This is a genomic window from Methanosarcina sp. 1.H.A.2.2, from assembly GCF_000979975.1.
GTDB lineage: Archaea > Halobacteriota > Methanosarcinia > Methanosarcinales > Methanosarcinaceae > Methanosarcina.
On the sequence record NZ_JJQL01000066.1, the window covers coordinates 37,696 to 64,039 of the forward strand.

25 protein-coding genes are annotated in these 26,344 nt (G+C 36.9%); 9 read left to right on the top strand and 16 right to left on the bottom strand.

Annotation, left to right across the window (positions count from 1 at the left end; translation table 11 throughout):
* The first annotated feature begins 4 nt into the window (after positions 1-4).
* The 9 genes from EO93_RS10170 to EO93_RS10210 all read left to right on the top strand — a co-directional run bounded on the left by EO93_RS10170 (position 5) and on the right by EO93_RS10210 (position 9,181).
* Complete coding sequence (locus tag EO93_RS10170; protein WP_048162424.1) at positions 5-256, top strand: hypothetical protein; 252 nt, start codon at positions 5-7, stop codon at positions 254-256.
* Positions 253-1,506, top strand: a complete 1,254-nt coding sequence (locus EO93_RS10175; protein WP_048162427.1) for a glycosyltransferase family 4 protein — start codon at positions 253-255, stop codon at positions 1,504-1,506. The genes EO93_RS10170 and EO93_RS10175 overlap by 4 nt, the downstream gene beginning before the upstream one ends.
* On the top strand, positions 1,490-2,713 hold the full coding sequence (locus tag EO93_RS10180; protein WP_048162429.1) for a prenyltransferase/squalene oxidase repeat-containing protein: 1,224 nt from the start codon (positions 1,490-1,492) through the stop codon (positions 2,711-2,713). Before EO93_RS10175 ends, EO93_RS10180 begins: the two co-directional genes overlap by 17 nt.
* Positions 2,703-3,977 carry a hypothetical protein gene (locus tag EO93_RS10185; RefSeq protein WP_048162431.1) on the top strand — a complete coding sequence of 425 codons (1,275 nt, stop codon included), beginning with the start codon at positions 2,703-2,705 and terminating at the stop codon, positions 3,975-3,977. Before EO93_RS10180 ends, EO93_RS10185 begins: the two co-directional genes overlap by 11 nt.
* Positions 3,974-4,774 carry a formyltransferase family protein gene (locus EO93_RS10190; protein WP_048162433.1) on the top strand — a complete coding sequence of 267 codons (801 nt, stop codon included), beginning with the start codon at positions 3,974-3,976 and terminating at the stop codon, positions 4,772-4,774. The genes EO93_RS10185 and EO93_RS10190 overlap by 4 nt, the downstream gene beginning before the upstream one ends.
* A gap of 244 nt (positions 4,775-5,018) precedes the next feature.
* Positions 5,019-6,458 (top strand): phenylacetate--CoA ligase family protein, encoded by a 1,440-nt coding sequence (locus EO93_RS10195; RefSeq protein WP_048162435.1) that lies wholly within the window; start codon positions 5,019-5,021, stop codon positions 6,456-6,458.
* On the top strand, positions 6,442-6,987 hold the full coding sequence (locus EO93_RS16555; protein ID WP_052735432.1) for a serine acetyltransferase: 546 nt from the start codon (positions 6,442-6,444) through the stop codon (positions 6,985-6,987). The genes EO93_RS10195 and EO93_RS16555 overlap by 17 nt, the downstream gene beginning before the upstream one ends.
* Positions 6,988-7,003: 16 nt before the next feature.
* Positions 7,004-8,101: a glycosyltransferase family 4 protein gene (locus EO93_RS10205; protein WP_162198697.1), complete on the top strand. Its 1,098-nt coding sequence runs from the start codon at positions 7,004-7,006 to the stop codon at positions 8,099-8,101.
* An 84-nt stretch (positions 8,102-8,185) separates the two neighbouring features.
* Complete coding sequence (locus EO93_RS10210; protein WP_162198698.1) at positions 8,186-9,181, top strand: glycosyltransferase; 996 nt, start codon at positions 8,186-8,188, stop codon at positions 9,179-9,181.
* Between the two features lie 169 nt (positions 9,182-9,350).
* On the opposite strand, the gene EO93_RS10215 is transcribed toward EO93_RS10210, so the two are convergent.
* The 16 genes from EO93_RS10215 to EO93_RS10290 all read right to left on the bottom strand — a co-directional run.
* The gene (locus EO93_RS10215) at positions 9,351-11,309 is read right to left on the bottom strand and encodes a hypothetical protein (protein WP_048162439.1); all 1,959 of its coding nucleotides are present in this window, start codon (positions 11,307-11,309) and stop codon (positions 9,351-9,353) included.
* Between the two features lie 82 nt (positions 11,310-11,391).
* On the bottom strand, positions 11,392-12,249 hold the full coding sequence (locus EO93_RS10220) for a glycosyltransferase family 2 protein (protein WP_048162441.1): 858 nt from the start codon (positions 12,247-12,249) through the stop codon (positions 11,392-11,394).
* A gap of 426 nt (positions 12,250-12,675) precedes the next feature.
* A complete protein-coding gene (locus EO93_RS10225) occupies positions 12,676-13,842 on the bottom strand; it encodes a glycosyltransferase (RefSeq protein ID WP_162198699.1) in 1,167 nt (388 codons plus the stop codon).
* Positions 13,843-13,923: 81 nt separating this feature from the next.
* Positions 13,924-14,676 (bottom strand): class I SAM-dependent methyltransferase, encoded by a 753-nt coding sequence (locus EO93_RS10230; protein WP_048162445.1) that lies wholly within the window; start codon positions 14,674-14,676, stop codon positions 13,924-13,926.
* Positions 14,673-15,782, bottom strand: a complete 1,110-nt coding sequence (locus EO93_RS10235; RefSeq protein ID WP_048162446.1) for a DegT/DnrJ/EryC1/StrS aminotransferase family protein — start codon at positions 15,780-15,782, stop codon at positions 14,673-14,675. The genes EO93_RS10230 and EO93_RS10235 overlap by 4 nt, the downstream gene beginning before the upstream one ends.
* On the bottom strand, positions 15,779-16,219 hold the full coding sequence (locus EO93_RS10240) for a hypothetical protein (RefSeq protein WP_048162447.1): 441 nt from the start codon (positions 16,217-16,219) through the stop codon (positions 15,779-15,781). Before EO93_RS10240 ends, EO93_RS10235 begins: the two co-directional genes overlap by 4 nt.
* A 72-nt stretch (positions 16,220-16,291) precedes the next feature.
* Positions 16,292-17,308: a glycosyltransferase family 2 protein gene (locus EO93_RS10245; RefSeq protein ID WP_048162448.1), complete on the bottom strand. Its 1,017-nt coding sequence runs from the start codon at positions 17,306-17,308 to the stop codon at positions 16,292-16,294.
* A 25-nt stretch (positions 17,309-17,333) separates the two neighbouring features.
* Positions 17,334-17,915: a class I SAM-dependent methyltransferase gene (locus EO93_RS10250; RefSeq protein WP_048162449.1), complete on the bottom strand. Its 582-nt coding sequence runs from the start codon at positions 17,913-17,915 to the stop codon at positions 17,334-17,336.
* A complete protein-coding gene (locus EO93_RS10255; RefSeq protein ID WP_048162450.1) occupies positions 17,912-19,132 on the bottom strand; it encodes a hypothetical protein in 1,221 nt (406 codons plus the stop codon). The genes EO93_RS10250 and EO93_RS10255 overlap by 4 nt, the downstream gene beginning before the upstream one ends.
* Before the next feature lie 6 nt (positions 19,133-19,138).
* On the bottom strand, positions 19,139-20,446 hold the full coding sequence (locus tag EO93_RS10260) for an ABC transporter ATP-binding protein (RefSeq protein ID WP_048162451.1): 1,308 nt from the start codon (positions 20,444-20,446) through the stop codon (positions 19,139-19,141).
* Positions 20,447-21,283 (bottom strand): ABC transporter permease, encoded by an 837-nt coding sequence (locus tag EO93_RS10265; RefSeq protein ID WP_235284203.1) that lies wholly within the window; start codon positions 21,281-21,283, stop codon positions 20,447-20,449.
* A gap of 12 nt (positions 21,284-21,295) precedes the next feature.
* Positions 21,296-22,279, bottom strand: coding sequence for an NAD-dependent epimerase/dehydratase family protein (locus tag EO93_RS10270; RefSeq protein ID WP_200898107.1), 984 nt, complete (start codon positions 22,277-22,279; stop codon positions 21,296-21,298).
* The gene (locus EO93_RS10275; RefSeq protein ID WP_048162453.1) at positions 22,255-23,193 is read right to left on the bottom strand and encodes a GDP-L-fucose synthase; all 939 of its coding nucleotides are present in this window, start codon (positions 23,191-23,193) and stop codon (positions 22,255-22,257) included. Before EO93_RS10275 ends, EO93_RS10270 begins: the two co-directional genes overlap by 25 nt.
* A 65-nt stretch (positions 23,194-23,258) precedes the next feature.
* Positions 23,259-24,383, bottom strand: coding sequence for a GDP-mannose 4,6-dehydratase (gmd, locus tag EO93_RS10280; RefSeq protein ID WP_048162454.1), 1,125 nt, complete (start codon positions 24,381-24,383; stop codon positions 23,259-23,261).
* 45 nt (positions 24,384-24,428) lie between these two features.
* On the bottom strand, positions 24,429-25,682 hold the full coding sequence (locus EO93_RS10285; protein WP_048162455.1) for a nucleotide sugar dehydrogenase: 1,254 nt from the start codon (positions 25,680-25,682) through the stop codon (positions 24,429-24,431).
* A 109-nt stretch (positions 25,683-25,791) separates the two neighbouring features.
* Positions 25,792-26,344: UDP-N-acetyl glucosamine 2-epimerase (locus EO93_RS10290; protein ID WP_048162456.1), on the bottom strand; the 553-nt coding region annotated here is incomplete at its 5' end.

The window sequence follows — 26,344 nt, forward strand, 5'->3', positions numbered from 1 at the left end:
TTAAGTGTATGCACTAAAACTTCAGGCAGCAGGCGAGTTCAGGGCATTATATTCTTTTTATGGTTTCCGAAAGGGGCTCTGCGCTGAATATCCGGTTTATATATACTGGTCTTTGTGGCGGATATTGGATGATATGATGCTTGGATTACTTCCTTTTCAATACATGGAACAATTGGAGAAAAAACTTGAATCGAGCTCTCTAAACCATGTTGTGCAAAACATTTTTGGAGCTGACTTTTTCGAGGTTAAATTATGAGGGTTCTAATTATATCTCAGCATTTTCCACCTGAAAAATCCGGTAATGCCTCACGTATTTTTGATATGTCCAGTCATCTCCATAAACTGGGTGCAAATGTTACGGTGCTGGCGCCTCACCCCTGTTTTCCATCCGGTTCTTTTAAAAGAAAGTGGAGTATTTCCGAATCTCGAACAGTGGACGGGGTCAACCTGATAAACCTTCTTTCATGGCAGCCCAATTGCGAGAACCCCAGTTTTGTGGGTAGAATTGCCTATTACCTTACTTTTCCGCTTCATACTATACTATGGATACTTTTCAATTTCCACAAATTTGATGTAATTATTACTTCTGCTCCGCCGATTTTTTCCGGCTTTGGAGGCATTCCGGCCAAGTTATTGTTCAAAAAGAAGTGGGTCATGGACGTAAGAGACCTCTGGATCAATGCTGCTATCAGCCTCGGATTTTTGAAAAAAGGAAGCCTGTTTGAAAAGATGAGCAGGGCATACGAGCAGATCTGCTATTCCAATGCGGATCTGATCTGTGTTACTACCGAAGAACTCGGCCAGGACATTATGAGGACATACAAAAATATAGATGAGAGAAAAATAAAGGTTACACCTAATGGTGTGGACACCGGTTACTTCTATCCTGTAGATGTCCCAAAGAAGAACCAGATTATATATGCAGGAAACATAGGTCATGCTCAGGACCTTGAGGATGTAATCCTTGCAATGAAAAAGGTCAATGAACAATTCGACCTGAAATTATTGATCGTTGGAAATGGCGATATCAAAGGGCATCTGGAAAAGGTGACTGTAGAGAACGGGCTTACCGATTATGTAGAGTTCCCAGGCCTGCTCCCGAGGGAGGAGATCCCGAAAATGCTTTCCGAATCTCTTATGGGGGTAGCTCCCCTAAAGAAGCTGAAGACCCTTGAATATGCGGTTCCGACCAAGGCTTATGAATACATGGCATGTGGAATTCCCTTTGTCGGGTGCGGGGAAGGAGAAATCCGAAAACTTGCTGAACGTTCCGGCGGCGGAATAATTGCAGAAAATGACCCTGGTGCAATTGCAGATACTATATTACACATACTGAAAAATCCTGCGAAACAGGCTGAGATGGGCAAAAAAGGCCGGGCTTTTGTGGATAAATATTACAGCAGGCAGCAGATCGCAGCAAACCTGAAATTAGGGCTAGAAAGCATCGAAGTTGAAAAACAGATTCCTATTGTCAGCGACGGTATAAATTATGCAGGTTCTCAATAAGCGGCTGTATTCTTTGGTTTCAAGGATTATTCAAAACGGCATTCTTCCAAATCTGAAGGAGGAAGGTAATACTTCTTATACGTTAGATCCAGTTTTTGGACTCGTAAGGAATAGGGTTAATGCCGAAATTTGTAAGTCTCTCTTAAGAATTAACTCTGAAGATTCTCATGTCCCAAAAATAATAAATTACATTATTGAATGCCAAAATGAAGATGGTTCCTGGAATGAAATCCATCCAAACTATAATCAACCTTCTGCATTAGTTACTTCTTTTATAGGTGAAGCTCTTGTAAAAGCTTTTAAGTCTTACCCTGATAAGAAACGTATCAGTAGATCGCTCGAAAAAGCTAAAGAATATGTTCTTTCCCAAGAACAAAAACCTGGTTATTTCGTTAAATCCTTACATTATACAGCTGATCATCCAAATGTTGATGCATCCTGCGGGGCCTTTCTCGCAGAGTATGCTGATGAATTTTCAGATTGTGAATGTTTAGAGGCTGCAAAAAGAGCAGCAAAAAGAGTTTGTGAGTCTCAAATAGATGGTTCTTTTCCATATACTACTGACAAAGGAAGCTATGAATACAGTTTAGATGTTCCATGCGTTCATTACCAAGGGGTTACAATTTATTATCTAGCTAAAATAAATGATGTATTACATGAAGGATTCATCAAAGAGAGTTTATTGTCTGGTGCCGAGTGGCTTTCTTTGGCTCAAAAAAATGATGGACGGCTAGATTGGGCAAAAAGTGGATTAATGTTTGCCTATTATTTGACTGGAGCTTATGCATTTGCATATTCTTCTTTTGTCTATGTATCTAGGTGGGATATTCGTTATTTAAAAAACGCCGAATTATGCTTGGATATATTAGAAAAAAATATTGATGGATTGGCTTTCAGATGGGAAAAACAATCCTGGGCAAGTTTACCTGCTTCCATTTCTACGACTTTAAAAACTGCACTCATTGGAGATTACCCACTAAATCACAGATTGTTTAGATTTGGGTATGGCATGTATAGGCAAATCGCAACAAGAGGCTTTTCTGATAATCCTTTAGAGGATCGTGTTTTTAAAACTCTGGTTAAAGTATTAGGCTTGAACCATTCTGTTATAGAAGCATCTAAAAATTTCCATGATTTGTTCATGACTTCTGAAATCTTAGATTGTCTTTCTCTGTCTTTGGAATGGAGGAATCATAGTGAAGGATAATTTCAAAAATACTGCTAAAAATTTATATTTCTCAAATGCCTCTTTGAGGATATCTTCTTATTTCCTTTTCCCTCAAAGTTATTCCTATTCTAATTTACGGATTTTTATCAATGACGCTTTTAATAAAACAAATCCTGAAAAAGATCTGGACTTTCATGTTGTAGAGGGAATGAAATGGTTATATCACTCTTATGAGAAGGGATTCCCTGGTTCATCTGGACTCTACAACATGAATCTTGGATGGCAGGCTCCTTACCCAGAAACAACAGGATATATTATTGAAACTTATTTCGACTTTATTCACTATTTAAATGGGAACGGACCTTCTTTCTCAGAATTAGATGTTAATTCATATCATCATGCCGCAGTAAGTATGACTGAGTGGTTAATGGGCATTCAGCTGGAATGCGGTGCTTTTCCAGGTGGATTATATTCTGATGGTGAGCAGAAACCCAACGTTTTTAACACTGGGCAGATTATGATTGGTTTGCTAAGAACTTATGACGAAACGGATGATGAAAAGTATCTAAAATCTGCTCAGAAAGCTGGGGACTGGTTAGTTGAGATTCAGAATGCAGACGGATCATGGTCTAATTTCACATATGAAAATGGAGCTCGTTCCTATCATTCAAGGGTTTCGTGGCCTTTGCTATCCTTGTACACGAAAGCCCCTTATGACAGGTACAAAGAAGCAGCAGTCAGCAATATTGATTGGATATTAAAGAACCAACGTTCCAATTATTGGTTTGAGAGAACAAACTTTTTCGATGAAAGTACCTCTCTCACGCATACTTTAGCGTACACACTAAGAGGTTTATTAGAATCGGGTATTATACTTAATGATGAAGAGTGTATTAGTAAAGTAAAATTGACTGCTGAAAAATTAATGAGGATTATTGAAGTTAATAAATTTGATTTACTCCCTGCAGTCTTTGATGAAAACTGGAAGCCTGTTGTAAATTATTCCTGTTTAACAGGCTGTGCACAAATTTCTATAATATTTTCTAAGTTATATCAGATTACGGATGATATCAGATACTTCAATACAGCATTAAAACTCAATTCCGCCTTGAAAAAATCTCAAATTCTTGGCTCGTATAGTAAGAATATAAACGGTGCTATTAGAGGTTCTTACCCTGTATATGGTGCTTATATGCCTTTTTCTTTCCCAAATTGGGCCACAAAGTTTTTTGTTGATGCCCTATTACTAGAGAATAATATTTTGAAAAAACTTAATATGAAAAATATGGGTGATTGCTCATGAAAATTGTATTGTTTGGATATAGTTATCATCCATATACATTAGATATTTTAGAGGCATTGAATGATTCTCATGTAAATATTCATGCTTTGATAGAAGCAAAACCAAAATATACAATGAATAAAGTTTCCAATTCTTCTGACATCGATAATGAATTTTTGTCGAAGGTGAATCTGAAAAATTTGGTTTCCTTCTGGAGCATCAAAACTTTCGCATTAAATCCAATTAAAGGTATTAAATACCTCCAAAATATTTATCTTGCGAAAAAAGAAAAAAAGAGCAGTAAAAACCCCTTAGATGGTTTAAACATCTATAAAGTAAATGATCATACCGATAAAGATTGTGAACAGCTGTTAAATAAAATAAATCCAGATCTTATAATATTGGGTCCCTCTTCTTCAATTATCAGATCTAATATCTTAAATATTCCAAAAATTGGAATCATTAATGCTCACATGGGACTACTTCCTCAGTTTCGTGGAATGAATGCTCTTGAATGGACACTTTTTCATCTGGATAGAGCTTCCGTAACAATACATTTTGTTGATGAAGGATTGGACACTGGTGATATTATACGTACCTATGAATTCCCTTTTGAGGGTAGATCTTCAGTTAGCAGTCTTAGAGTATTGGGTCGAAAAAAAATGGCACGGGGATTGGCAGAAGCTGCCAGATGTATTGAAACTGGGGAATATTCAAGGAAAAAGCAGAAGATAGAGGATGGTAAACAGTACTTCAGTATGCATCAAAAGTTAATTGATATTGTTGACTTAAATCTTTCTGGAGATATTTCTAGTTGAGGAAGCGATTGAGTAGAATCCTTAATCTCACTTTCCGCAGATGTACATAAATATGTAATTAATTTGTCGATTTGTCCAATATTCTCAATATTATGGCGAGTTTATTTTTAAGCCGTGGCCATATTGAGAAAATAGGTGACATTTTTGTGGACTTCTGCGGAAGGTCGGCTTAATAATAATCTTTTGTATTTCTGAAATGACGGACTATTGAGCTATACGATGATAAATGATGAGGCAATTTTATATGATTCCAGAGTTAGAAAAATTACCCGGCCTTGAAAAAAAATTAATCTCTACTTATTACAATAGCCCTTATCATTTTCAAAATTTCGTGGTTTCTGCTTATGGCTACTATTATCGAAAACAAAATTTAAACACAGAGGTTTTCAGCCGTTTAAAAGAATTAGAAAAAACTCAGTATTACGTGAAATCAGAATTAGAAAATTATCAAAACAAAAAATTAAGATCGCTAATAAAACATGCTTATGAAAATGTTCCTTATTATCATAGAATCTTTAGGAGCAACAATCTAGTTCCTGATGACATCAAAACTAAAGAAGATCTTGTAAAACTTCCTTATTTAACAAAAGATGACATCAGACACAGCTTCAAAGATCTTATCGCAAAAAACTATAATCCTACAAAATTGCAGTTAGTGCATACAAGCGGAACCACAGGTTCTCCACTCGAATTTCACTGGGACAAAAATGTTATGTTAATGGAAAATGCCTTCATTCGAAGGCATTGGTCTTGGGCAGGGTTCGGTTTAAAAGATTGGCGTGTTACTTTACGAGGAAATGTGATTGTGCCTTTAGCTCAAAAAAAAGGTCCCTTCTGGAGATACAATTACCCTGAAAGGCAGGTATTTTTTTCTTCCTTCCACATGAATCCAGACACTCTCCCAGAGTATGTGAAAGAAATTTATAAAATATCTCCAAAAGCTATACAGGGGTATCCATCAACAGTGTATACATTAGCCAGATACATGCGTGAGAATGACATCAAAATTCCAGTTAGTGCTGTTTTCACGTCTTCTGAACCAATATATCCTGTTCAAAGGGAAGTCATTGAAGATCAATTCCAGTGCAATATCTATGATCTGTATGGTTTATCTGAACGTACAGCCGCTGCAGGTCAATGCTCTAATGGTAACTATCATATTTATTCCGAATATGGAATTATCGAGTTGCTGAATAATGATGAATTTATAACTGATTCAGGTGAATTTGGCGAAATCGTTTCAACCGGGTTAAACAACTATGGAATGCCCCTTATAAGGTACAAAACTGGGGATGGAACGAAATTTAGAGATGAGTTATGTGAATGTGGTATAAATTTACCTTTGATGGATCCTGTGGAAACAAAACTTGATGATATGATCTTAACTCCAGATGGTAATTTATTGTCTCCTTCTGTATTAACTCATCCATTTAAGCCAATGGTCAACGTTGAAAAATCTCAGATAATTCAAGAAAAAAAAGATCAAATAACTATAAAAATTGTGAAGAAACGGGGATATTCTGAAAAAGACAGTGAAATTCTATTGAAAGAACTTCATGAAAGAGTCGGCTTTGAGATGGACATAGAACTAGAGTTTGTTGAAGATATCCCTCGTACAAAGGCAGGGAAATATAGGTGGATAATCTCAAGGGTTTCCAGATATTTCGATGACAATGAACATTAAATTTTCAGCAAAACCAAAAGAATCTCTGAAGATATTGATCAATATGCAATCTGAATTTAAAAATAGTGTATTAGTTAGTTTTTTGCTATCAATACGCAAGATTTTGTATAAATTCCGGAATACAAAAATAAGATTCCTATATCAGATGTTGCACTTTTTATACCTTTTTGTTGTGCAATTAATTTTTTCTGGATATTTACCAGCTACTGTGAAGTTCGGGGAAAATGTTTTTTTCCCACATGGATTGAATGGAATATTCATTTCTGGCTCTGCAGAAATTGGTGAAGGTTCGATAATCTATCAGCAAGTCACAATTGGCTCTACGTTTTTGGATGGTGGTGGATGCCTTGGGGCGCCGGTAATTGGTAAAAATTGTATACTTGGTGCGGGATGTAAAGTTATCGGAAATATTCGTATTGGAGATAACGTAAAAATTGCAACTAATGTTTCAGTTAATAAAGATGTTCCTGCAAACTATACGGTCGTTCCGAGTAAACCAAGGTATCTTAAAAGAGAGATTGAAGAATAGTTTTGATGGGTTGAGCATGAAAAACAAAATATTGATTCTGGGGCCCACTCCTCCTCCAATGGGTGGAATTGCGACTTATGTAGAGGATCTGCTGAAGTCAGGTATTAATGAGAAGTATGATCTATTACATCTTAATACTGCAAGAAGTCTTCAAATTAAAAAATCTCTACTGAAGAATTTTTTGTTATTTTCTAAAAACTCATTAAAATTAGTTTATTTACTTGTACTTCATAAACCAAAGGTCGTACATATTCATACTTCGTCATATTTGGCTTTCTGGGAGAAATCTGTATTTTTGATCATTTCAAAATTTTTCTCAGCTAAAGTAGTTTTACATATTCACGGAGCAGAATTCGATCTCTTTTATAATAATAGCAGTTCTTTAGTTAAATTTCTTATTCATAAAATGTTGAATTCCTCGGATAAGGTTATAGTTTTATCCCAGCGATGGAATAATTTTTTTTCAGGGATTTTGGATGATAGTAAAATAGCAGTAATTCCAAATGGGGTTAATTATTCTAACTTCAGTCTCAGTGAGGATAGTTTCAAAAAGAATGGAAATTTATTACAGATTTTATTTCTTGGAAATCTTGTTGAACGAAAAGGTGTTTATGATATTTTATCTATTATCCCTATTGTCACAAGTAAGTTCCAGAACGTGAATTTTGTCTTTGCTGGATCTGAAGAAGTTTCGGGCAATATCCTCAAACTTAAAAATGAATGCATTCGAATGGAAATTAAACGCTTTGTCACATTTATTTCTGATTTCAGTAATGATGATAAAATTAGATTACTTCGTGAAGCAGATATCTATCTTTTACCCTCCTATGCAGAAGGTTTACCTATTTCTTTACTAGAAGCTATGGCTGCAGGGTTGCCTGTCATTTCTACTCCAGTGGGTGGTATTCCAGAAGTTGTTGAAGACAGTGTAAATGGATTTTTAGTCATTCCTGGGGATCATAAAGATTTGAGCGATAAAATCATTGAACTAATTGAGAATAAAGAACTCCGAAACATAATTGGGAATAATAATCGCGAAAAGGTTAAAGAAGAATATGACTGGAGTATTATTGCAAAAAAACTTGAAGTTGTGTATACTGAACTATTGGGATAATTATAGTGCATTTTCAATTTTTGTAATCAATTAAATTTCCACTGACAATATCATGAGAAGGTTTTTATGAGCTATACATTATTCGTGACTGAAGAAGCACTTGAAGGTTCAAACGGTGCATCCATAAATAGTGAGGGTACTTACAAGGTATTATCTTCTCTAGGACAATGTGATCTAATTGAAGGAAACAGATTTGCTGTCCCTGATATTTTCTCATCTAAATTTAATTCGAATTATGATTTACTCTGGTTAAGGGGTTTATTTTCTACATTTATAGTTCAATCTTTCAAAAAATCGTTTACTGTATATGATATAAATGGAATTCTTCACGAGGAGCATAAGTTAAAAGGTGGAAATAAACTAGAGTGTATGTTCATCCAGAAGCTTCAAAAGCATTGTGCAAATCACGCAGATGTAGTTAAAGTTCATACAGAGAATATGAAAAATTATTTTATAGATTGTGGGGTATCTTCAGATTTCATTAAAGTACCTCCAATTATTGACATCTCACGATATCCGTATATTCAAAAAGATTTTTTTTCTAACGATACTATTAACGTAGGGTATTCTGGGAGCGTTAGACAATGGCAAGGAATTGCAAATATTTTTGAGGCGGCTGAGTTCCTTAAAGACAAAACAAATGTAAATTTTAGTTTAATAGGACCCAATAAAAAAGATATTCCATTAAACTCAAAAAATATTCGTCTTTTAAATAAATGCTCCCATCATACATATGTCTCCCAAATTCTTCCAAAATTTGATCTCTTTGTCATACCCCGCCCATCAAATCTCGTTACGGAAACAACAACTCCTATAAAACTGATCGAAGCGATGGCTTCTGGAGTTCCAGTCATTGCTTCTGATGTAGGTGGAATTAATGAGTATGTTAAACATAATAGAAATGTATTCTTGGTTGAACCTGATAACCCAGAAGCTTTAGCGAATGCTATTTTGAAGTTATCTGAAAATCCTAACCATGCTAAAAAATTATCAAAAAATGCAAGGGAAGTTTCTGAGTTAACGTTTGATTATAATGAAGTATCAAAGCACGTGAGACGTGTTCTTGATAATTATTTGTAATAATTATTGTACAGTTGCATTGAGAACTCAGTAGTATGAGGCATTGAACGCCTATTCATATAATCTTTAACTGGCTCTTATGTGCTTGATTTACTTCTAATATGCATAAGTCCCATTAATTCATTCCGATTTGATTCAATATCCAAACCTATACTCTTGAGCTTATAAATCATAAATAAATATGTATGTCATTGTTATTGTATATTAAAGCTTTTTTCTTTAAATTTGGATTTGTTTCACTTATTTTGTTGATATCTCCATCTTTTGAGTCATACTTGTACTTTGTAAGAAGTATTCCAAAACCTTTTTGAACTGCGTTTAATCTTATATAACGGTTGTTCATTTCTTTAACCCTCAATAATATATAGTTATTATTTCCAATCACGTCTTCGTAAGGATTGTTGAAAAAATGAGCACCCAGTAGATTAGTGTCCATCAATAAATAGTATTGAAGAATCACATCTGAGTCTTCGTCTGAATATACGGTTATGTTTTTCGAATTGCTTTTTAAAAAATAATATGAAGTCATTTCCTCATTAGTGAAGTAACTTTTTGACATTGTATAACTGCTAGATATTATTTGATTATCTGATGAATTCATTTCGTTTATAATTGAAAACGATGAAAATATTAGGAAAAAAATACAACAGTATGTTGTCCCGATTCTCTTTTTTGGAGTTGATTTGTATAAAATAACAAGTCCCATGGCTGATATAAGTGATACAAACATGGTGATTAGTAATGGAAGTCTGTACATTAAAAGTATATGTGTGGATTCTATAAATAATAAGGCAGGATTTGGAAAATAAAATGCACAGAATACAAAACAAGGTATCAATATATAATTTAGTTGCTTGAAAAAAGCGTTCTTTACAATATATATATATACAAATATTGATATGCTGAATATTACTGCCATTAAGTCAATTCTATTTAATAAAAAAATAATTTCAGGTGGTAATGAAGACATTGATTGAACGATCACTGATGTGACTGAATTTGATCCTATTATTATTTCTGTTTCGGATTTCAAACTTAAGATTACACGTGTTATAAATCCTTCTGCTTCATAAAACCAATATCCTAAATATCCAATTGAAAAAAATATATAATAACTTATTAAGTTATTGTTTGCTTTTTTGTTAAATTTCCAGAAACTAATTAATAACACTAATAAGATAAAAGAGAACTGGATTACGGTTGTTTGATGTGTTAATATTAAACTAAATGTAAATAATACAAGTAATATTTGTTTATTTGATTGTTTCTTAGATATTATAATATACATTATGTACATCGTTAATACGAAGGCAAAGGATCTTGTAATCATATACGCATTATAAAATATAATTTCTCGTGAAAACGCAAAAAAGAGAGAAGTTATCAATGAAAGTTTATAATCTTTTACAATGTTGTATGCAATCTGGTATACAATGATGCTAGTTATGGGCATAAGTAAGCCAGATATTATAAATGTACCTTCTTTTGTAGTAATTCCTGTTAATATATTGGACATTGCAAAAAAAATATGGTAGAGTGGGAAATAATAGTATGTCGAATATCCAAATTGAGGACTGATCTGATAATTTTGAGCAATCAGTTCGATCCATTTTAAGTGTGCGATGATGTCTCCATACCCGTAATAGAATGGATATTTTAATGTGAGGCTATATGCTAAACTTATTTGGATAAAGGATAGTTGAATGAAAAATAGTATATTATTTATTCGATGAGTAGTTAATATTTGCAAAAGTAAGTTCGACCCCATAAGTGCCAATATTAATAAATATCCCAATGTTCTTGATTCATATGAGTATAAAACGCATAGACTTATGATTCCTAAAAGGAAATTTGATAGAAATAATAAGTTCGTTTTTTGGCTTTTATTATGTTGAGTCGAAGGTATGTTTAAATTTTGAATAATGTTGAGGTTGTCTTTATATTTAGTAATGAAAATTGAACTTATAAAGATTGGAATTACAAATAAAAGAGACCTTGTTGCAAAAGTAATTCCTAAATAATAATATGCCAATAAAAATACAATTATTGATATTAGTCCATAGATTTTTTCTGTATGAGTTACTGCGAAATGAAATCCTTTTTCCAAAAAAGTATTATTTTTTAGCATTTTAATTCCTTATCTACTTCTATTCGTTAATTTTCTGTAAAAGTTCCTTCTTTACTTACTTTTTTTATCAGTAGGTTGATAGCTATGTTATTTTTATAACTAATCTCAAAAAATTACGTAATAAGTTTACACTAAAATAATAGAATCCATATAAAGGATCAAACATTAAGAATGATTTAAAAAAATTGTCTTTTAAATTAAGAAATGATTTTCTTTTGAAAAGTATTGGATATATACTTTTTAATATATTATTTTTTCTAAATGCGTATGGACTAGCCATTATAGTATATACAATTGAATTTGTGGAAGTATACACATTATAGCCTCTTTTTTTAGCCCTATAAATAAATTCAGAATCAGCTCCATAATGTGGCAAGTACTTCTCATTAAATAGGCCGATGTCTAATAAAACTTTTGCAGGGATCAAGGTACCTCTACCTGGTAATATATCGCTTGGCAAAATATTCTCGCGAATGTCTTTTATATCTTCAAATCTGTGCTTGAATTCAAAATTCGCCTTTAATTTATTTAAAACAATATTTGCATATAATATTTTAGAGCTTCCTGATTCAACGCATACAGATCCCATTATAACATTTTCATCACATCCCCAATCTAAAATTAAGTTAGATAAATAGTGTATGTCAAACGTAACATCATCGTTTATGATTAAAATCGGAGTTACAGGCTTTACAGTCTTATTATCTAAAATGTATTTTATTCCTATATTTATAGCACCCGTCCACCACAATTTGGGTGAAGCTTTGATTATGTCTACTTTGTCCCCATATTTTTTTTCCAATTTATTTTTCCCATGATCAACAATTACTAACCTATAATTTTGATAAGTTTGTTCTTTTAAATGATTCACTAAATTCGAAGTGTGAAATTCCCTTTCGAACACTGGAACCACTATCCATATCAATGGTTTATCATGCATTTTTCATCCTCTGTATCATCATATATTTTGTAATGTAAATGGGCTTCATGCTTCTGCTTTCTTTCTACTATTCAAATTTAAATCCATTGATCATCGGTTAAGGAGTTTTCTTGCCTGAAGGCTATCGATTTTGTACCATCAGTCTACCTCAAATTTTGCCCTCTTTACCTGAAATCGATGCCTTGTTCCATCCGACAATCTGTTAAAGTTTTGGACAACTGTTGGGAAAATGGATGCAATTTATCATGATTCCTCACTTAACCGAAGACACATGAATTTAAATCTTATGTTTTTTGATTTCTAGCATTTTTCAGTTTTCTGACAATATTGTGCCTATATCAATGTGTTTGTGTATAACCTGAGTTCCTCTTTTTTAAGCACATAATTCGGCATCAATAGAAGTTTATGTGCCTAAAACGGCGGAACTTAGGGTATAAAGTCTGATGAAAAAGTTTCATAAAACTTTTTTTCAAAGTCTAAATTCTCTTTATAATAGTTTATTGTGTTACTTTTATAGTAATTATGGGCATTCACAATTTCTAAAATGCCATTTTTAATCTCATACTCACTGTCAACTGCCACTCCGATTCTATATTCTTCGGCAAACTTACGTAAATCTTCAAGATAAGTGGGTACTATAATAGGTATTCCACATCTCAAATAGGCATTCATTTTTCCAGACGAAAGACCTATTGTGGACACATTTTCTGGTAGGTCTTTTCTATACCATGCCAATCCTATATCAGCAGACGAAATTAATCTCATATATTCTGTTTCGTCCACCAAATTTAAAGATAAGTATATTTTTTTTCGTTTTGAATTTATTTTTTCAACCAATGGTTTCATTACTTTCTCTAAATAATCCCCTCTGCAATATCCGTGTAATACAAGGACATAATTTTCATCCCACCCATCAACTGAAAGGATTAAATTCTCATCAATTGCCCATGATTCGAGTGCCCCGGAATAAAGTGCAATTGTTTTGTTTCTTGGAATCTCGAACTTATCTCTTAGATAATCTGAGCATTCGTTGAAAGGTCCTAAATATGAATTAGGAATACAAAATATAGAACCATCTTGTAACCCATGTGTTTTTTTAATTAACTCCTTCCTGCTGTTGTCCTGAACAATTGTGAAATCTGCCTTTTTATTGAAATGAATTTCCAGAGACTTCATAACTTTATCTTTAATGTTTCTTATCTGATCAAAACATTTTATTTCTAAGCAGAAATATCCATAAGGAGTTTTTCTTATCCTGCAAGCCACTCCAGTAGCAATTAAGCCATAAGCATGATATGGAAGTATCAAATTATATTTTTCGGATAATAATTGATGTATAATCCCTATCAATCCATTAATAATTTTGACCGGGAAAATACCTTTATAATTGTATTTTATAACTGTTACATTTTTAGTATCACAATCTATATTCATATCTTTTGGCACAATCAAGTCTACTTCATAGCCATTTTTGAGAAATAAAACCATACAATTGACGACTGATGGATAAGTGCTCAACGCTCTATTCTCGTTGACTATCAGTGCAATTTTTCCGAGCATATTAATTCCATTTGTATATGTAAGAATTTCCACAATCTGAGATCTATTTTTTCCCACGGAAATGTTCTAATTTGTATTATTCCAAACTCTAAGGTAGTTTCTGCAATTTATTTTTTATTTTTTTAATCCGAGAAACGTTACTCCCCAAGTATTAAATCCAGGTTCATTTCCGCTTAACCATTCTTCACATTTTTCTAACCTAAAACCTGTATTTTCCATAAAAAGTTCAATTTCTGGTTTAAACAAATATCTCATAGTATGTGTTTCATTTAATACTTCATAACTACCGCTTTGCTTGTCTTCCACGAGTATCTCATAATTAACATCCACTAAATTCTCATTTGAATACATTACCGGCTCTGCGACTCGAAGAAGCTTTGTATTTTCATCTTCCAGTCTTTTAACTCTTACACTGGGGTTCTCACTTAAAACCGCAGGTCCATACCAGCAATCAAATATGAACAAGCCCTCATTATTCAAATGTTTCGAGGCAGTCTCAAATGCATTTCTTAAATCTTCATTAGTTGTTTGATAGCTGATCACATGAAATAAAGAAATAACTACGTCAAATTTCTTATTTAGCTCTAAATTTCTAATATCTCCTTTGAAAAAGGATAATTTACTTTTTTCAGCTAATTTATCTGCTTCTTCTAACATTTTTTCACTTATGTCTACCCCGCAGACAGAGTACCCACGTTTTACAAAAAGTTCATCGTGTCTTCCGGTTCCACAGCCAAGATCTAAAATCGTTTCTGCGTCAGGACTATATTTTTTTATCAAATTTGATACATAATTTACTTCCTTAGAATAGTCTTTGTTTTTATACAATAAATTATAATATCTAGAATATTCCCCAAAAACGTTCAATTTAGTTCCTCCTTTATCACTTTGACGACCTCATCCATTTGCGCCTCTGTCAAAGTAAGTCCGCTCGGTACATAAAACCCCTTTCTGGATATTATTTCTGCAACTGGATAACTCTCATTTACAAATAATCCCATTTTATGAAAAACAGGCTGTTCGTGCATAGGGTAGAAAAAGGGTCTTGTACCTATATTTTTAGCTGCAAGATGCTTCATCATTTTATCGGCATCAAAATTAAGCTGATCATTCAGCACTATTCCATATACCCAGTATATATTGTCTGCATAAGAGGTTTTTTCGAGGGGAAGTTGTATGGACTCTATATCTTTCAGTTTTTGAGTATAATACTTTCCCATATTCCTTTTCTTAATCACAAATTCATCCAACCTTTCAAGCTGGGCTAGACCAATTGCAGCCTGAAGATTTGTCATTCTAAAGTTCCAGCCCATTTCTTCATGGACAAATCTTCTATTTGCTTGAAAGCAAAGATTACGTAAAGATCTGCATCTTTCTGCAAGTTCTTCGTTATCCGTAACTACCATTCCCCCCTCACCTGTAGTTACATGTTTATTTGGATAAAAGCTGAAAACACTGATATCCCCAAAACTGCCACATGGTTTCCTTTTATATGTTTGTCCATGGGCTTCTGCAGCATCTTCTATAATCTTCAATCCATATTTTTTAGCAATTCTCATCACAGGATCCATGTCTACAGGTAATCCGTAAATATGAACTACCATAATTGCCCTGGTTTTAGGAGTGATCCGGGATTCTATCTGGTTTACATCCATATTCCATGTGTAGGGATCAGAATCAATTAACACTGGAATTGCACCGGCTCGGATAATCGCATTGGCACAGGAGATGATCGTGAATGTGGGTATAATAACCTCATCACCTTCTTTGAGCCCCAGAGCAGCCACCGCGACATCAAGCGCTGCAGACCCATTGCAAACTGCAATTCCATATTTTCTGCCCACTTTTGCTGAAAATTTTTCTTCGAATTCTTTAACGAATGGTCCTTCGCTTGAAATCCATCCTGTATCGATGCATTCCATCAGGTACTTTTTTTCATTTCCATCCAGAAGGGGTTCATTTACCGGAATCATTGTGTGTCCTCTTTATATACAATTTCAGGGTCATCAATTCCTATAAATCTGGTTTTGTCTTTATCTCCCGCATAAGGTCCCTGCTTCACTTCAAACATTTCTACATCTTCAAGGACTTTAAATCCATGCCCGCCTTTGATCAAGAGAATTACATCTCCAGATTCAAGAACCCTACTTTCAATGTAGTTTTGATTTTCATCATAAAAATCCACCCTCAACTTTCCTTTCCTGATAAAAAGCACTTCCTGAGTATAATGCACTTCCCTTTTTACGGGATTGTGGACGTGCGGATCAATTATTTTACCTGTTGGGTGCATCATGTAAGCTAACTGCTGAGAAAAATCACCGGGTGTAAAAAAATGTATGCCTTCTTTATTGAAGGTGCTGGAAACGATTATCGCCAATAATTCGTCATTGTGTATAATTTCTTCGAACATAGGGACACCAACATGAGAATAAACTTATTATTTGTTTGAATTAAGTATATTTGAGAAGTCGCATCAATTCACCTAATCAATATAATTTTCTTTCATTACCCATTTCAATAACTGATTATCTGTTCGGACTTCATTTTGATGATATCGATAGCCTTTTTTATATGCCTGATTAATCTTGGATTTTATTATCATAGATTCTGGATCTTTTAACAAATCAAAAATTTTAAACATTTTGTAAATTAAAGGTCCCAAGATATTTATAATGTTTGGTAAAATAATAGATGCTTTTCCTGAAAATGTGAGGGCAGAAGCATCCTGCTCTTTAGAGGATCTGATTTCACTAAAAGAATCCGAAATTCCTTGATTATAAGCTCTTTGCTCAAAATACTCTAAAGTCATGCGGGAATTTGAAACCAGATGATACACACTTGCTTTTGGATTATACACCGTTTTATATCCCTTTTCAAGGATGTACCTTGAAACATAACTTTCCCCGTCTCCCCTGAATTTAATCAACTCCTGTGGCATCCCATCAGGATGAAAACCTCCCGCTGCTTCAAGGACAGCTTTTCGAATCGAAAAATTGCACCCAAAAACATAAAACGGACTTATTTCTTTAGTTTCATCCCCAAAGTCCAAAATACTCAGATATCCAAGAACATTTCCATACTGCATTTTCTGGTTCCACATTTTTTTTATCCAGGTCGGTGGTTCAGATTCAAAGTTTGGCAAATTTTTTCCACCAACAAGAACGACTTCATTACTCGCAAAACTTTCATAAATTCCTTCCAACCATGTAGGAGATGCCTCGATATCATCATCGGCATAAACTAAAATCTCAGCGGTAGATTCCTTAAGTCCCTTGTGTCTCCCAACATGAAGCCCGGGAGTATTTTCATAAAAATATTTTAAGTTTATAATACACTTTTTAAATGAGTTGACGATTTCTTTGGTATTATCAGTTGAACCGTTATCTACAACTATAACTTCAAACTCTTCAGGAGGAAAAGTTTGATTTGTTATTGATTCCAGTGCTTTATTCAAATATTTTGCACGGTTTCTTGTGGGGATAATAACTGATAGGTACATTCTTTATCACTTGAGAATCAGGTCCTCAAATCCGTGCCCAATATAGGTTTGGAAGTCTTCCTTCACATTTAGCCATAGGGGCGATATCTTCCATTACAACACGCTGAACGCCCTCGGCCCAACCGATATCATGCATAACTACAAGTGCACCGGGATTTAATTTTGGAATCCAGAGATCCACATCTTTTTTTACGCCCTCATAGGAGTGATCTCCGTCTATGAAAATGAAATCAACTTTTTTATCAAAATTTTCGGCGACATCGTAACTCCATCCTCGGAGGGGGGAAATAATATTTTTATACTCCCTAGTATTATTAAGGAATTCCTTGTAAGTATCTTTGTTTCCTTCAGACATTGCATCGTTCTGCCAAGTATCAATGCAAAATAGATGGGATTTTTTTTCTGACTGCTGAATTCCTTCTGCAATGAAGCATGAAGATGATCCGAGATAAGATCCAATTTCAACAAACATTCCCTCAGATGAACGTGCAAGAGAGATAAAAGTTATTTTTTCCTCTGATGTCAAATGGGAAAATATTTTATCAATGGTGCGATATCTTGTTTTTAATTGAATTCTTATAAGCAGATCATTAAAACAACCTTTCATAACTGTTTCTCCATTCTAATTTCATAACCCGGCATTCGCTGCACATTGAAATTCTCACTAAATCCCAAATATGACTCTAAATACGCCAGACATAACGTCCTGAACCACGTTGCAAACATGCTACTTTCATTATACCCAGAGTACATTTCCTTATGTCCATAGTAAAAAGGTTCGTTACGGCGGAATACAAATCCTCCATCATCATTCATATTGGCAAGCACCGCAGGGAATGCTCGTTTTAGAGCAAGGTCAATGTATTCCTTCCTGTAATTTATATCCCTTGAAAAGCGAATCAGAGGATCAATCGAATCGAGATCTTCACAGGCGCTGCTATTCAGTGTAATACCAAAACCCCCTAAAGGGTTTTGTGTTCTTAGTAATAGATCAATTGCCTTGTGTTTAGATGGAAGGTCGTGTTGGTCATAAAAGAAAAGCGGATAGATGTGATATGCGCCCTGAACAATCTGCGAAATGTGGTATGGATTATCGGTAGGCAGATCTCCCCACATACCTGTATCAGGGTTGATTCGATCTTCAAGCCAATCCATCATTGCTTGGAGTCCTACTCCTGCCTCCCTGTTCTGGAAATAATCTCTTGAATACTGGAGCAAACACCCATAGTTCATTACTTCGTTACCTGTAAACGCGATCCTCTCTCCCCAATCTCGGGATTCTAGCCATTCAACGATATATCTTGGGTCATAGAATGGTTCAAGAAAGTAAAAATCATACTTTGGTCTGGATCCAAGAGCCGAATATGAAGTTATTAGTTGGAGTGCTAGATGTCTGGCCCCCCACCAATCTTCTGTTTTATAAATCTGATTGATAAGTACGGGATCATAAAAAAGGCCGTCATCAGGTGACTGAAATGAATCGAAATATGATGCCCATTCTTGTTTTTCATCTTGGGATAACGTGTTCAGATCATCATAAAGTGAGCGGATCATACAGGCATAGCAGGAGGCATAAATATTGGGTTTTAATGAAGAATGACAATACTTGTACTCAGCAATGTGATCCCCAACCTTGTTTGAGGAAACATAATCCAGTGTTTTCTTCTTGATCTTTGGAAAATCATATGATAAGGAAGTAGACACTCCTTTTGCATAGAAATTGAGTAGATTATGAGTTGATTGCAATTCACGGGCATGTGATCGAGCAAGACGACTAAAAATTACCCGATCAAATTTTGAATAGATTTTACCAAATATTTCCATAATTACTCACCACTCTTGACTATCAAAAGTGTGTGTGATTTTCCACGTGAAGTCCATACAGAACAGTCCATATTCTTTTGTGATCAACTGGCCCGTCCTATAAAAGTCTGAGCCTTCAACGTTGAAAGAGACTATATCATCTACTTTATCTAAATACACTCCAGCTGTATGAATGGTAGACGAGAGGTATAGACCCCATCTTCCGGGGGTAAGACAGAGTCTATCAACTTCTAAAATCACCCACTCCAAGTTTCTTCTGGGTTTCTCAATAGTGGTGGCACACATCCAGGTAGAAGCACTTGATATCCATTGGTCATATTCGGATTTGAATACAACACCGACCTCTGATCCGTCGTGTTCAGATAAACCTTCTACCAAAATTGATATTTTTAGAGTTTCCCCAGTTAAAAATGTCTCTCTAGGAATATTGTCAGAACCAGATAATATTACTTTTTTTAGGATTGTTTTTCCCTTACTATATAGATTAAATCTCTCAGAAATATCAAATACTCCACTATAATTCTTTTTGCTATTATTTTGTGGATTGGAGAGATAATATCCTATCACATCTGCCACTTCACCATCTTTTATAACAGTGCCTTGGTTTAATAAAAGTGCTCGGTTGCAAAGATTCTGCACTGCCGCCATATTATGACTCACAAAAAGCACAGTCCTTCCCTCTTTCGACACATCCTCCATCTTCCCCAGACACTTCTTCTGGAACTCCGCATCCCCCACCGCCAGCACCTCGTCCACGACAAGGATCTCAGGGTCCATATGTGCCGCCACAGAGAATGCAAGCCGAACATTCATTCCACTTGAATAACGTTTAACAGGAGTGTCCAGAAACTTCTCGACACCCGAAAACTTCACGATCTCGTCAAACTTCTCGTCAATCTCTCTCTTCTTCATCCCGAGGATAGCACCGTTAAAGTAGATATTCTCCCTGCCGGTAAGCTCGGGATGAAAGCCGGTCCCGACTTCAAGGAGACTTCCCACTCGGCCGCGGAGGCGCACCTCTCCCTCTGTTGGATGAGTGATACGTGAGAGAACTTTTAGGAGAGTACTTTTGCCTGCACCATTTCTGCCAATAATTCCAACGACCTCCCCTCGCTCAATCTCAAAATTCACGTCTTTGAGTGCCCAGAAAGTATCATTAGGCCTGCGACAGTCCTTCAGTGTCTTTAAAGGGTTCTTCACAATAGAGGTAAGGCTGTCACAGAGCGTCTTGTATGTCGTGTCCATACCGATGCTGTATTGTTTGAAGAGGTGTTTTACCTCGATTATCGGTTTTTCCTTTTTTGACGCCGCCATTTAGACCAGATCCGCAAAGTATTTTTCTGTATGCTTGAGGTAGAGTATTCCACTCACAAAAATCGTTATCGTCAGCACTGCCGAGATTGCAAGGCCGACAAAATCCACCGGAATGTGCCCTAGCAGGCATGCACGATGAGCACCTATTAAACCTGTCATAGGATTCAGGTAGAGCAACCACCGCAGGTTTTCACCCACAATAGTTGCAGGATAGATGACTGGTGATACAAACAGAAGAAGCTGGATAAAGAACGGGAGAACGAACTTCACATCCCTGTATTTAACACAGATGGACGAGAGCCAGTATCCTATGCCTGAAGCTAGCAGGAATGTCATCAAAACAATAAGCGGCAACAGGAATATTGTAATACCAGGCATAAAACGGTAGTAGACCATCATCACTACAAGAATGCTCATAGCAATCCCATAATCAACAAGGCCCGAAAGGCATGGTGCAGTCGGTATGAATATCCGAGGCATGTAAACCTTTGACAAAAGGGGAGCATTATCAACGAGGCTGTTGCTTGATTGGGAAAGAGCATTCGAAAAATAAGTCCAGAGGAGAAGACCGGAGTATGAAAATATTGGATAGGGTACCCCATCTGAGGGCATCTGTGCGAGCCGACTGAAGATCAGAGTGAATACTATCATCGTAAAAAAAGGCTGCAACAATGCCCAGGATGTACCCATAATTGTCTGTTTATACCTGATCTTGATTTCCCTTAAGGCAAGGAAGAAAAGAAGCTCTCTGTACTCCTTCAGTTCCTTCCAGTTAAGATCTAGAAGCCCGTATTTCGGGCGGATCACCAGTTCGTAGTCAGTTGCATGTTCAGTCATAGATAAACACATTTACCTGTTTTTAGATATGGACATGTCTTGAGCCTTTACCCAGTTGATATACATTTCAAGCCCTTTGGCAATTCTTGTCTCTGCATGCCATCCTAGTACCTGCTGCCCCTTCTCAACGTCAGCCAGGGTGTCTTTAACATCTCCTTTCTGCTGCTCAATATGCCTGAGGTTTGCTTTTTGCCCTGTAACGCGCTCGATCTCTGCAATCAGACTGTTCACCGTGATCCTGTTCCCGCCACCGATATTAAATACCTCACCATTTACACCAGACTCTGCGGCGAGCAGGTTTGCATTGACCACATCATCGACATATGTGAAATCACGGGTCTGGGCTCCATCACCATAAATTGTGATTTGTTCCTCATTTAAAACGGCTTTAATAAATTTGTGGATGGCCATGTCCGGCCTCTGCCTTGGACCATAAACAGTAAAATACCTCAATGAAACGGTTGGCACGTTGTAATTTTTCCAGTACAGGTAACACAAATGTTCTGCAGCTAGTTTACTTGCACCGTAAGGAGAAACGGGTTTTAATAAGCTGTCTTCTTTCATTGGGAGTTCTGCGTCACCATAAACTGAGGATGAGGAGGAATATACAAATTTTTTGAGGTTTTGGTCTTTGTAATATTCAAGTAGTTTCTGGGTTGCTTCAATGTTATTTCTTGTATAAATCTCAAAGCTTTTTCCCCAGGATGCTCTTACCCCGGCCTGTGCTGCCAGATGGAATATGTAATCCACCTCAGGGAACTTATCCATTTTTGAGAGGTCATCTTCTCTAAATTTAAAATTAGAATGTGTTAAAGCATTTGAAAGATTTGCTTCTTTGATGGATCTTGAATAATAATCAGTAAAGCAATCAATACCTATCACTTCATAACCAAGATCAAGTAAGCTATCTGTTAGATTGCTTCCAATAAACCCTGCACAGCCGGTAACCAATGCTTTCATTATTTCACCAATTATTTGATCTGATCCTGATACCATTCATATGTTTGTTTGACCCCACCTTTCAACGAAATCCTAGCTTTCCACCCAAGACCATTCAACCTCGAAACATTCATCAATTTCCTTGGAGTCCCATCAGGTTTTGAAGTATCATACTTAATTTTCCCTTCAAACCCAACAACTTTTGTTATCAATTCCGCAAGTTCCTTGATAGAGATTTCCTCTCCAACCCCAATATTCACAAACTCCCCTATCTCAGAAAAGTCATAATTTTCCATCAAATATACGCATGCATCAGCCATATCATCCACATGCATGAACTCCCTGAGAGGCTTTCCCGTACCCCATACAACAACTTCAGGTTTGTTATTCACTTTAGCTTCATGGAATTTCCTGATCAATGCAGGCATCACATGTGAAGTCTCAAGATCAAAGTTATCATTAGGCCCATAGAGGTTGGTTGGCATTACAGAGATAAAATTGGTCCCATACTGCTGGTTGTAATGTTTGCAGAGCCTGATGCCTGCGATCTTTGCAATTGCATATGCTTCGTTGGTTTCTTCAAGGTGGCCGGTGAGAAGATATTCTTCTTTGAGGGGCTGGGGAGCAAGTTTTGGGTAGATGCAGGAGGAGCCAAGGAAAAGGAGCTTTTTTACACCGTACTTATAGGAAGAGTGGATGATGTTTGATTCGATCATCAGGTTTTCGTAGATGAATTGGGCTGGGTAGGTGCTGTTGGCAAGGATTCCACCCACTTTCGCGGCTGCGAGGAAGACATATTCGGGGTTTTCCTGCTCGAAGAATTCATTTACTGCCTGCTGGTTGGTAAGGTCAAGTTCTTTGTGGGTGCGGAAGATAAGGTTGGTGTAGCCTTTGGATTCAAGTTTTCTTTTCAGGGCTGAACCTACAAGGCCGCGATGACCGGCTAAGTAGATTTTTGAGTCTTTTTCCATATTATCGCCTTTTGTTTTACAGGGGGAATTTTCTGAGAGGGTTTTGCTGTCTGGCCCAGCAACGTTTATAAGCTCTTCAAATTTAATTTCGAGTTTTCAGCCAGGTTTTCTTCAAGTTCGTGGCAGGCTGCTAATTTTTCAGAGGGGTAGGTTTTCAGGACTTCTTCCTCATCGGATCTTATCATTATTTTTACCAGCTCTTCCATTTTGACTTTTGGTTCCCAGCCAAGTTTTTCTCTGGCTTTTGAGGGATCGCCGATGAGGAGTTCTACTTCAGTTGGCCTGTAATATCCAGGGTCTATTTCAACTATGATTTTTCCTGTACTGGTATCGATTCCTACTTCTTCTATCCCTTCTCCCTGCCAGATGACCTCTATTCCTAACTCTTTGAATGTAAGTTCCGTAAATTCCCTGACCGAGTGTGTTTCACCTGTTGCAATTACGTAATCGTCGGGCTTTTCTTGCTGGAGCATCAGCCACATGGCTTCCACGTAGTCTTTTGCAAAGCCCCAGTCTCTTTTTGCATCAAGGTTTCCAAGGTAGAGCCTTTCCTGCATGCCGTATTTTATCTTCGCAGCCGCCATTGTGATTTTTCTGGTGACGAAGGTTTCGCCGCGGACCGGGGATTCGTGGTTGAAGAGGATGCCGTTGCATGCAAAAATGCCGTAGGCTTCCCGGTAATTAATCGTTATCCAGTAGGCGTACAGTTTGGCTGCAGCATATGGGCTTCTCGGGTAAAATGGAGTGGTTTCTTTCTGGGGGATTTCCTGGACTTTTCCATAAAGTTCGCTGGTAGAAGCCTGGTAGAATTTTGTTTTCTTTTCAAGGCCAAGGATGCGGATGGCTTCAAGCAGCCTGAGGGTTCCAAGGCCATCAGAATTTGCTGTGTATTCCGGGGTCTCGAAAGAAACCTGTACATGGCTCTGGGCTGCAAGGTTATATATCTCGTCAGGCTGGACTTCCTGAATAATTCGGATCAGATTTGTAGAATCGGTCAGGTCACCGTAGTGCATGAAGAAGTTTATGTTTCTTTCGTGGGGATCTCTGTAAAGGTGGTCTATTCTTGCAGTGTTGAAAGAAGAGGATCTCCGCTTAATTCCATGCACAATATATCCTTTCTCAAGTAAAAATTCGGCTAGATATGCTCCATCCTGTCCTGTTATTCCCGTTATCAATGCAACTTTGGCCATTTATCTCTCCTCTTCTTAGTTCCTTTACAAAGATAATTTTTCTGGTTATAATTTTCCAATAGTTTTTATTTTAAATCCAGCCATTTCCCAATGTTTCAAATTTATTATATTTCGAGTGTCTATAATTCCAAGATTTTTAAGTTTTCCAAAAAACTCTCTCGGATCCATTTCCCGAAACTCCGAGTGATCCGTCAAAACCACAATACAATCACTCCCATCAACAGCCTCTTCCAATCCCAGAATCGGATAGCTCCACTCTTTCACAAACGGATCATAAATCTTAACCTTAAATCCTTCCTTCTCTGCAAGCTTGATAAACTTCTTTGCCGGAGTAGCTCTCGTATCTGCAATATCTCCTTTATACGCAATCCCAAATACAGTAATTGTCGGATTCTCAATGCCTGCAAGCATCTCCTTTACCATCTTCAAAACATACTGGGGCATCGAGTCGTTGATCTGCCTGGACATCATGATCAGGCTGCTGTTGTTGGCGTTTTCGGTTAGGAACCAGGGGTCGATGGCTATGCAGTGACCACCTACGCCGGGGCCGGGTTTTAAGATGTTTACGCGGGGGTGCTTGTTTGCGATTTCGATAGCTTTCCAGACATCTATGCCGTAGTCGTCGGCGATCTGGGCGAACTCGTTGGCAAGGGCGATGTTGACGTCTCGGAAGGTGTTTTCCATCAGTTTGATCATTTCGGCGGTTGTGCTGGTTGTGAGGTGGAGGTTTCCTTTTACAAAGGAGGAGTAAAGGTCGGCTGTAAGCTGGGTGGACTTTTCGTCTACGCCGCCGATTACGCGGTCGTTGTAGACCATTTCGTGGAGAGTGTTGCCTGGGATTGCTCTTTCGGGGCAGTGGGAGACGTAAAAGTCCTCGCACATTTTGAGGGTGGACTTTTCCAGGATTTGTTTTACCTGTTTGTCACAGGTTTTGGGTGGAATTGTTGATTCTATGATTACGAGGTTGCCTTTTCTCAGGTGGGGGACAATCATCTCGCAGGCAGAGACCACGTATTTGAGGTCAGCCATCCGCATTTCGGAGTCAAAGGGGGTTGGGACGGCTACAAGGAAGGCATCGGCTTCTTCGGCAAGGGACTCGGCTCTGAAGGCGTTTTTGGCAATGGCTCCGTCCAGCAGTTCCTGGAAGCCTTTTTCTTCAAAGGGCATTTTGCCTGCTTTGAGGGTATCGACAACACGTTTGTTTACATCAATGCCAACTACTTCGTGGCCGTTGTTCGCAAAAAGAAGAGCAGTAGGGAGGCCAATGTATCCCTGGCCGAGTACGCAGATTTTTGACATTCTTTTCCCACCTTTTAAAAATAATATTTCTGATTTTAAAATTGCGATTTTAATTTGAGGATTTTAAGTTACTGGATTTCGTTTTGCCGTGTTCAATTGATCTATTCAATTACTGTAATTTCCCGAGGGTCAGCTCTGCAGCATCTCCGTTTCCATAGGGGTTCTCCCACTCGGGTTTTGATTCCATCATCTGCCGGGCACAGAGAATTATCTTCTCGCCGGTTCCTGCAATCAAATTAGCTCCAACATCAACTGTTTCCGGCCTCTCTGTGTTGTCCCGAAGCGTCACGCAGGGGACTTTGAGGATGCAGCTTTCTTCCTGCACGCCTCCGCTGTCTGTAAGGATGAGCCTGGCTCCGCTTTCAAGCTGCAAAAATTCCAGGTAACCGAGGGGTTCAATCAGCCTTGTGCCTTCAGGCACTTTGAAGCCGAATTCTCCTATCATTTTCACGGTCCTGGGATGGGCTGGAAAGATAATTGGGAGGCCGAATTCTTTGTATATTTGAGAAAAACCGTTAAGAATTCCACCGAGACGTTCTTTACTGTCAACGTTTTCGGCACGGTGGGCTGTAGCTGCGAAGTACTGTTTTTCTTTCAAGCCGAGTTCTTCAAGGATATCGGCTCCGTTTTTAGAGATCTCAAGGTTCTGGTAAGCTGCATCG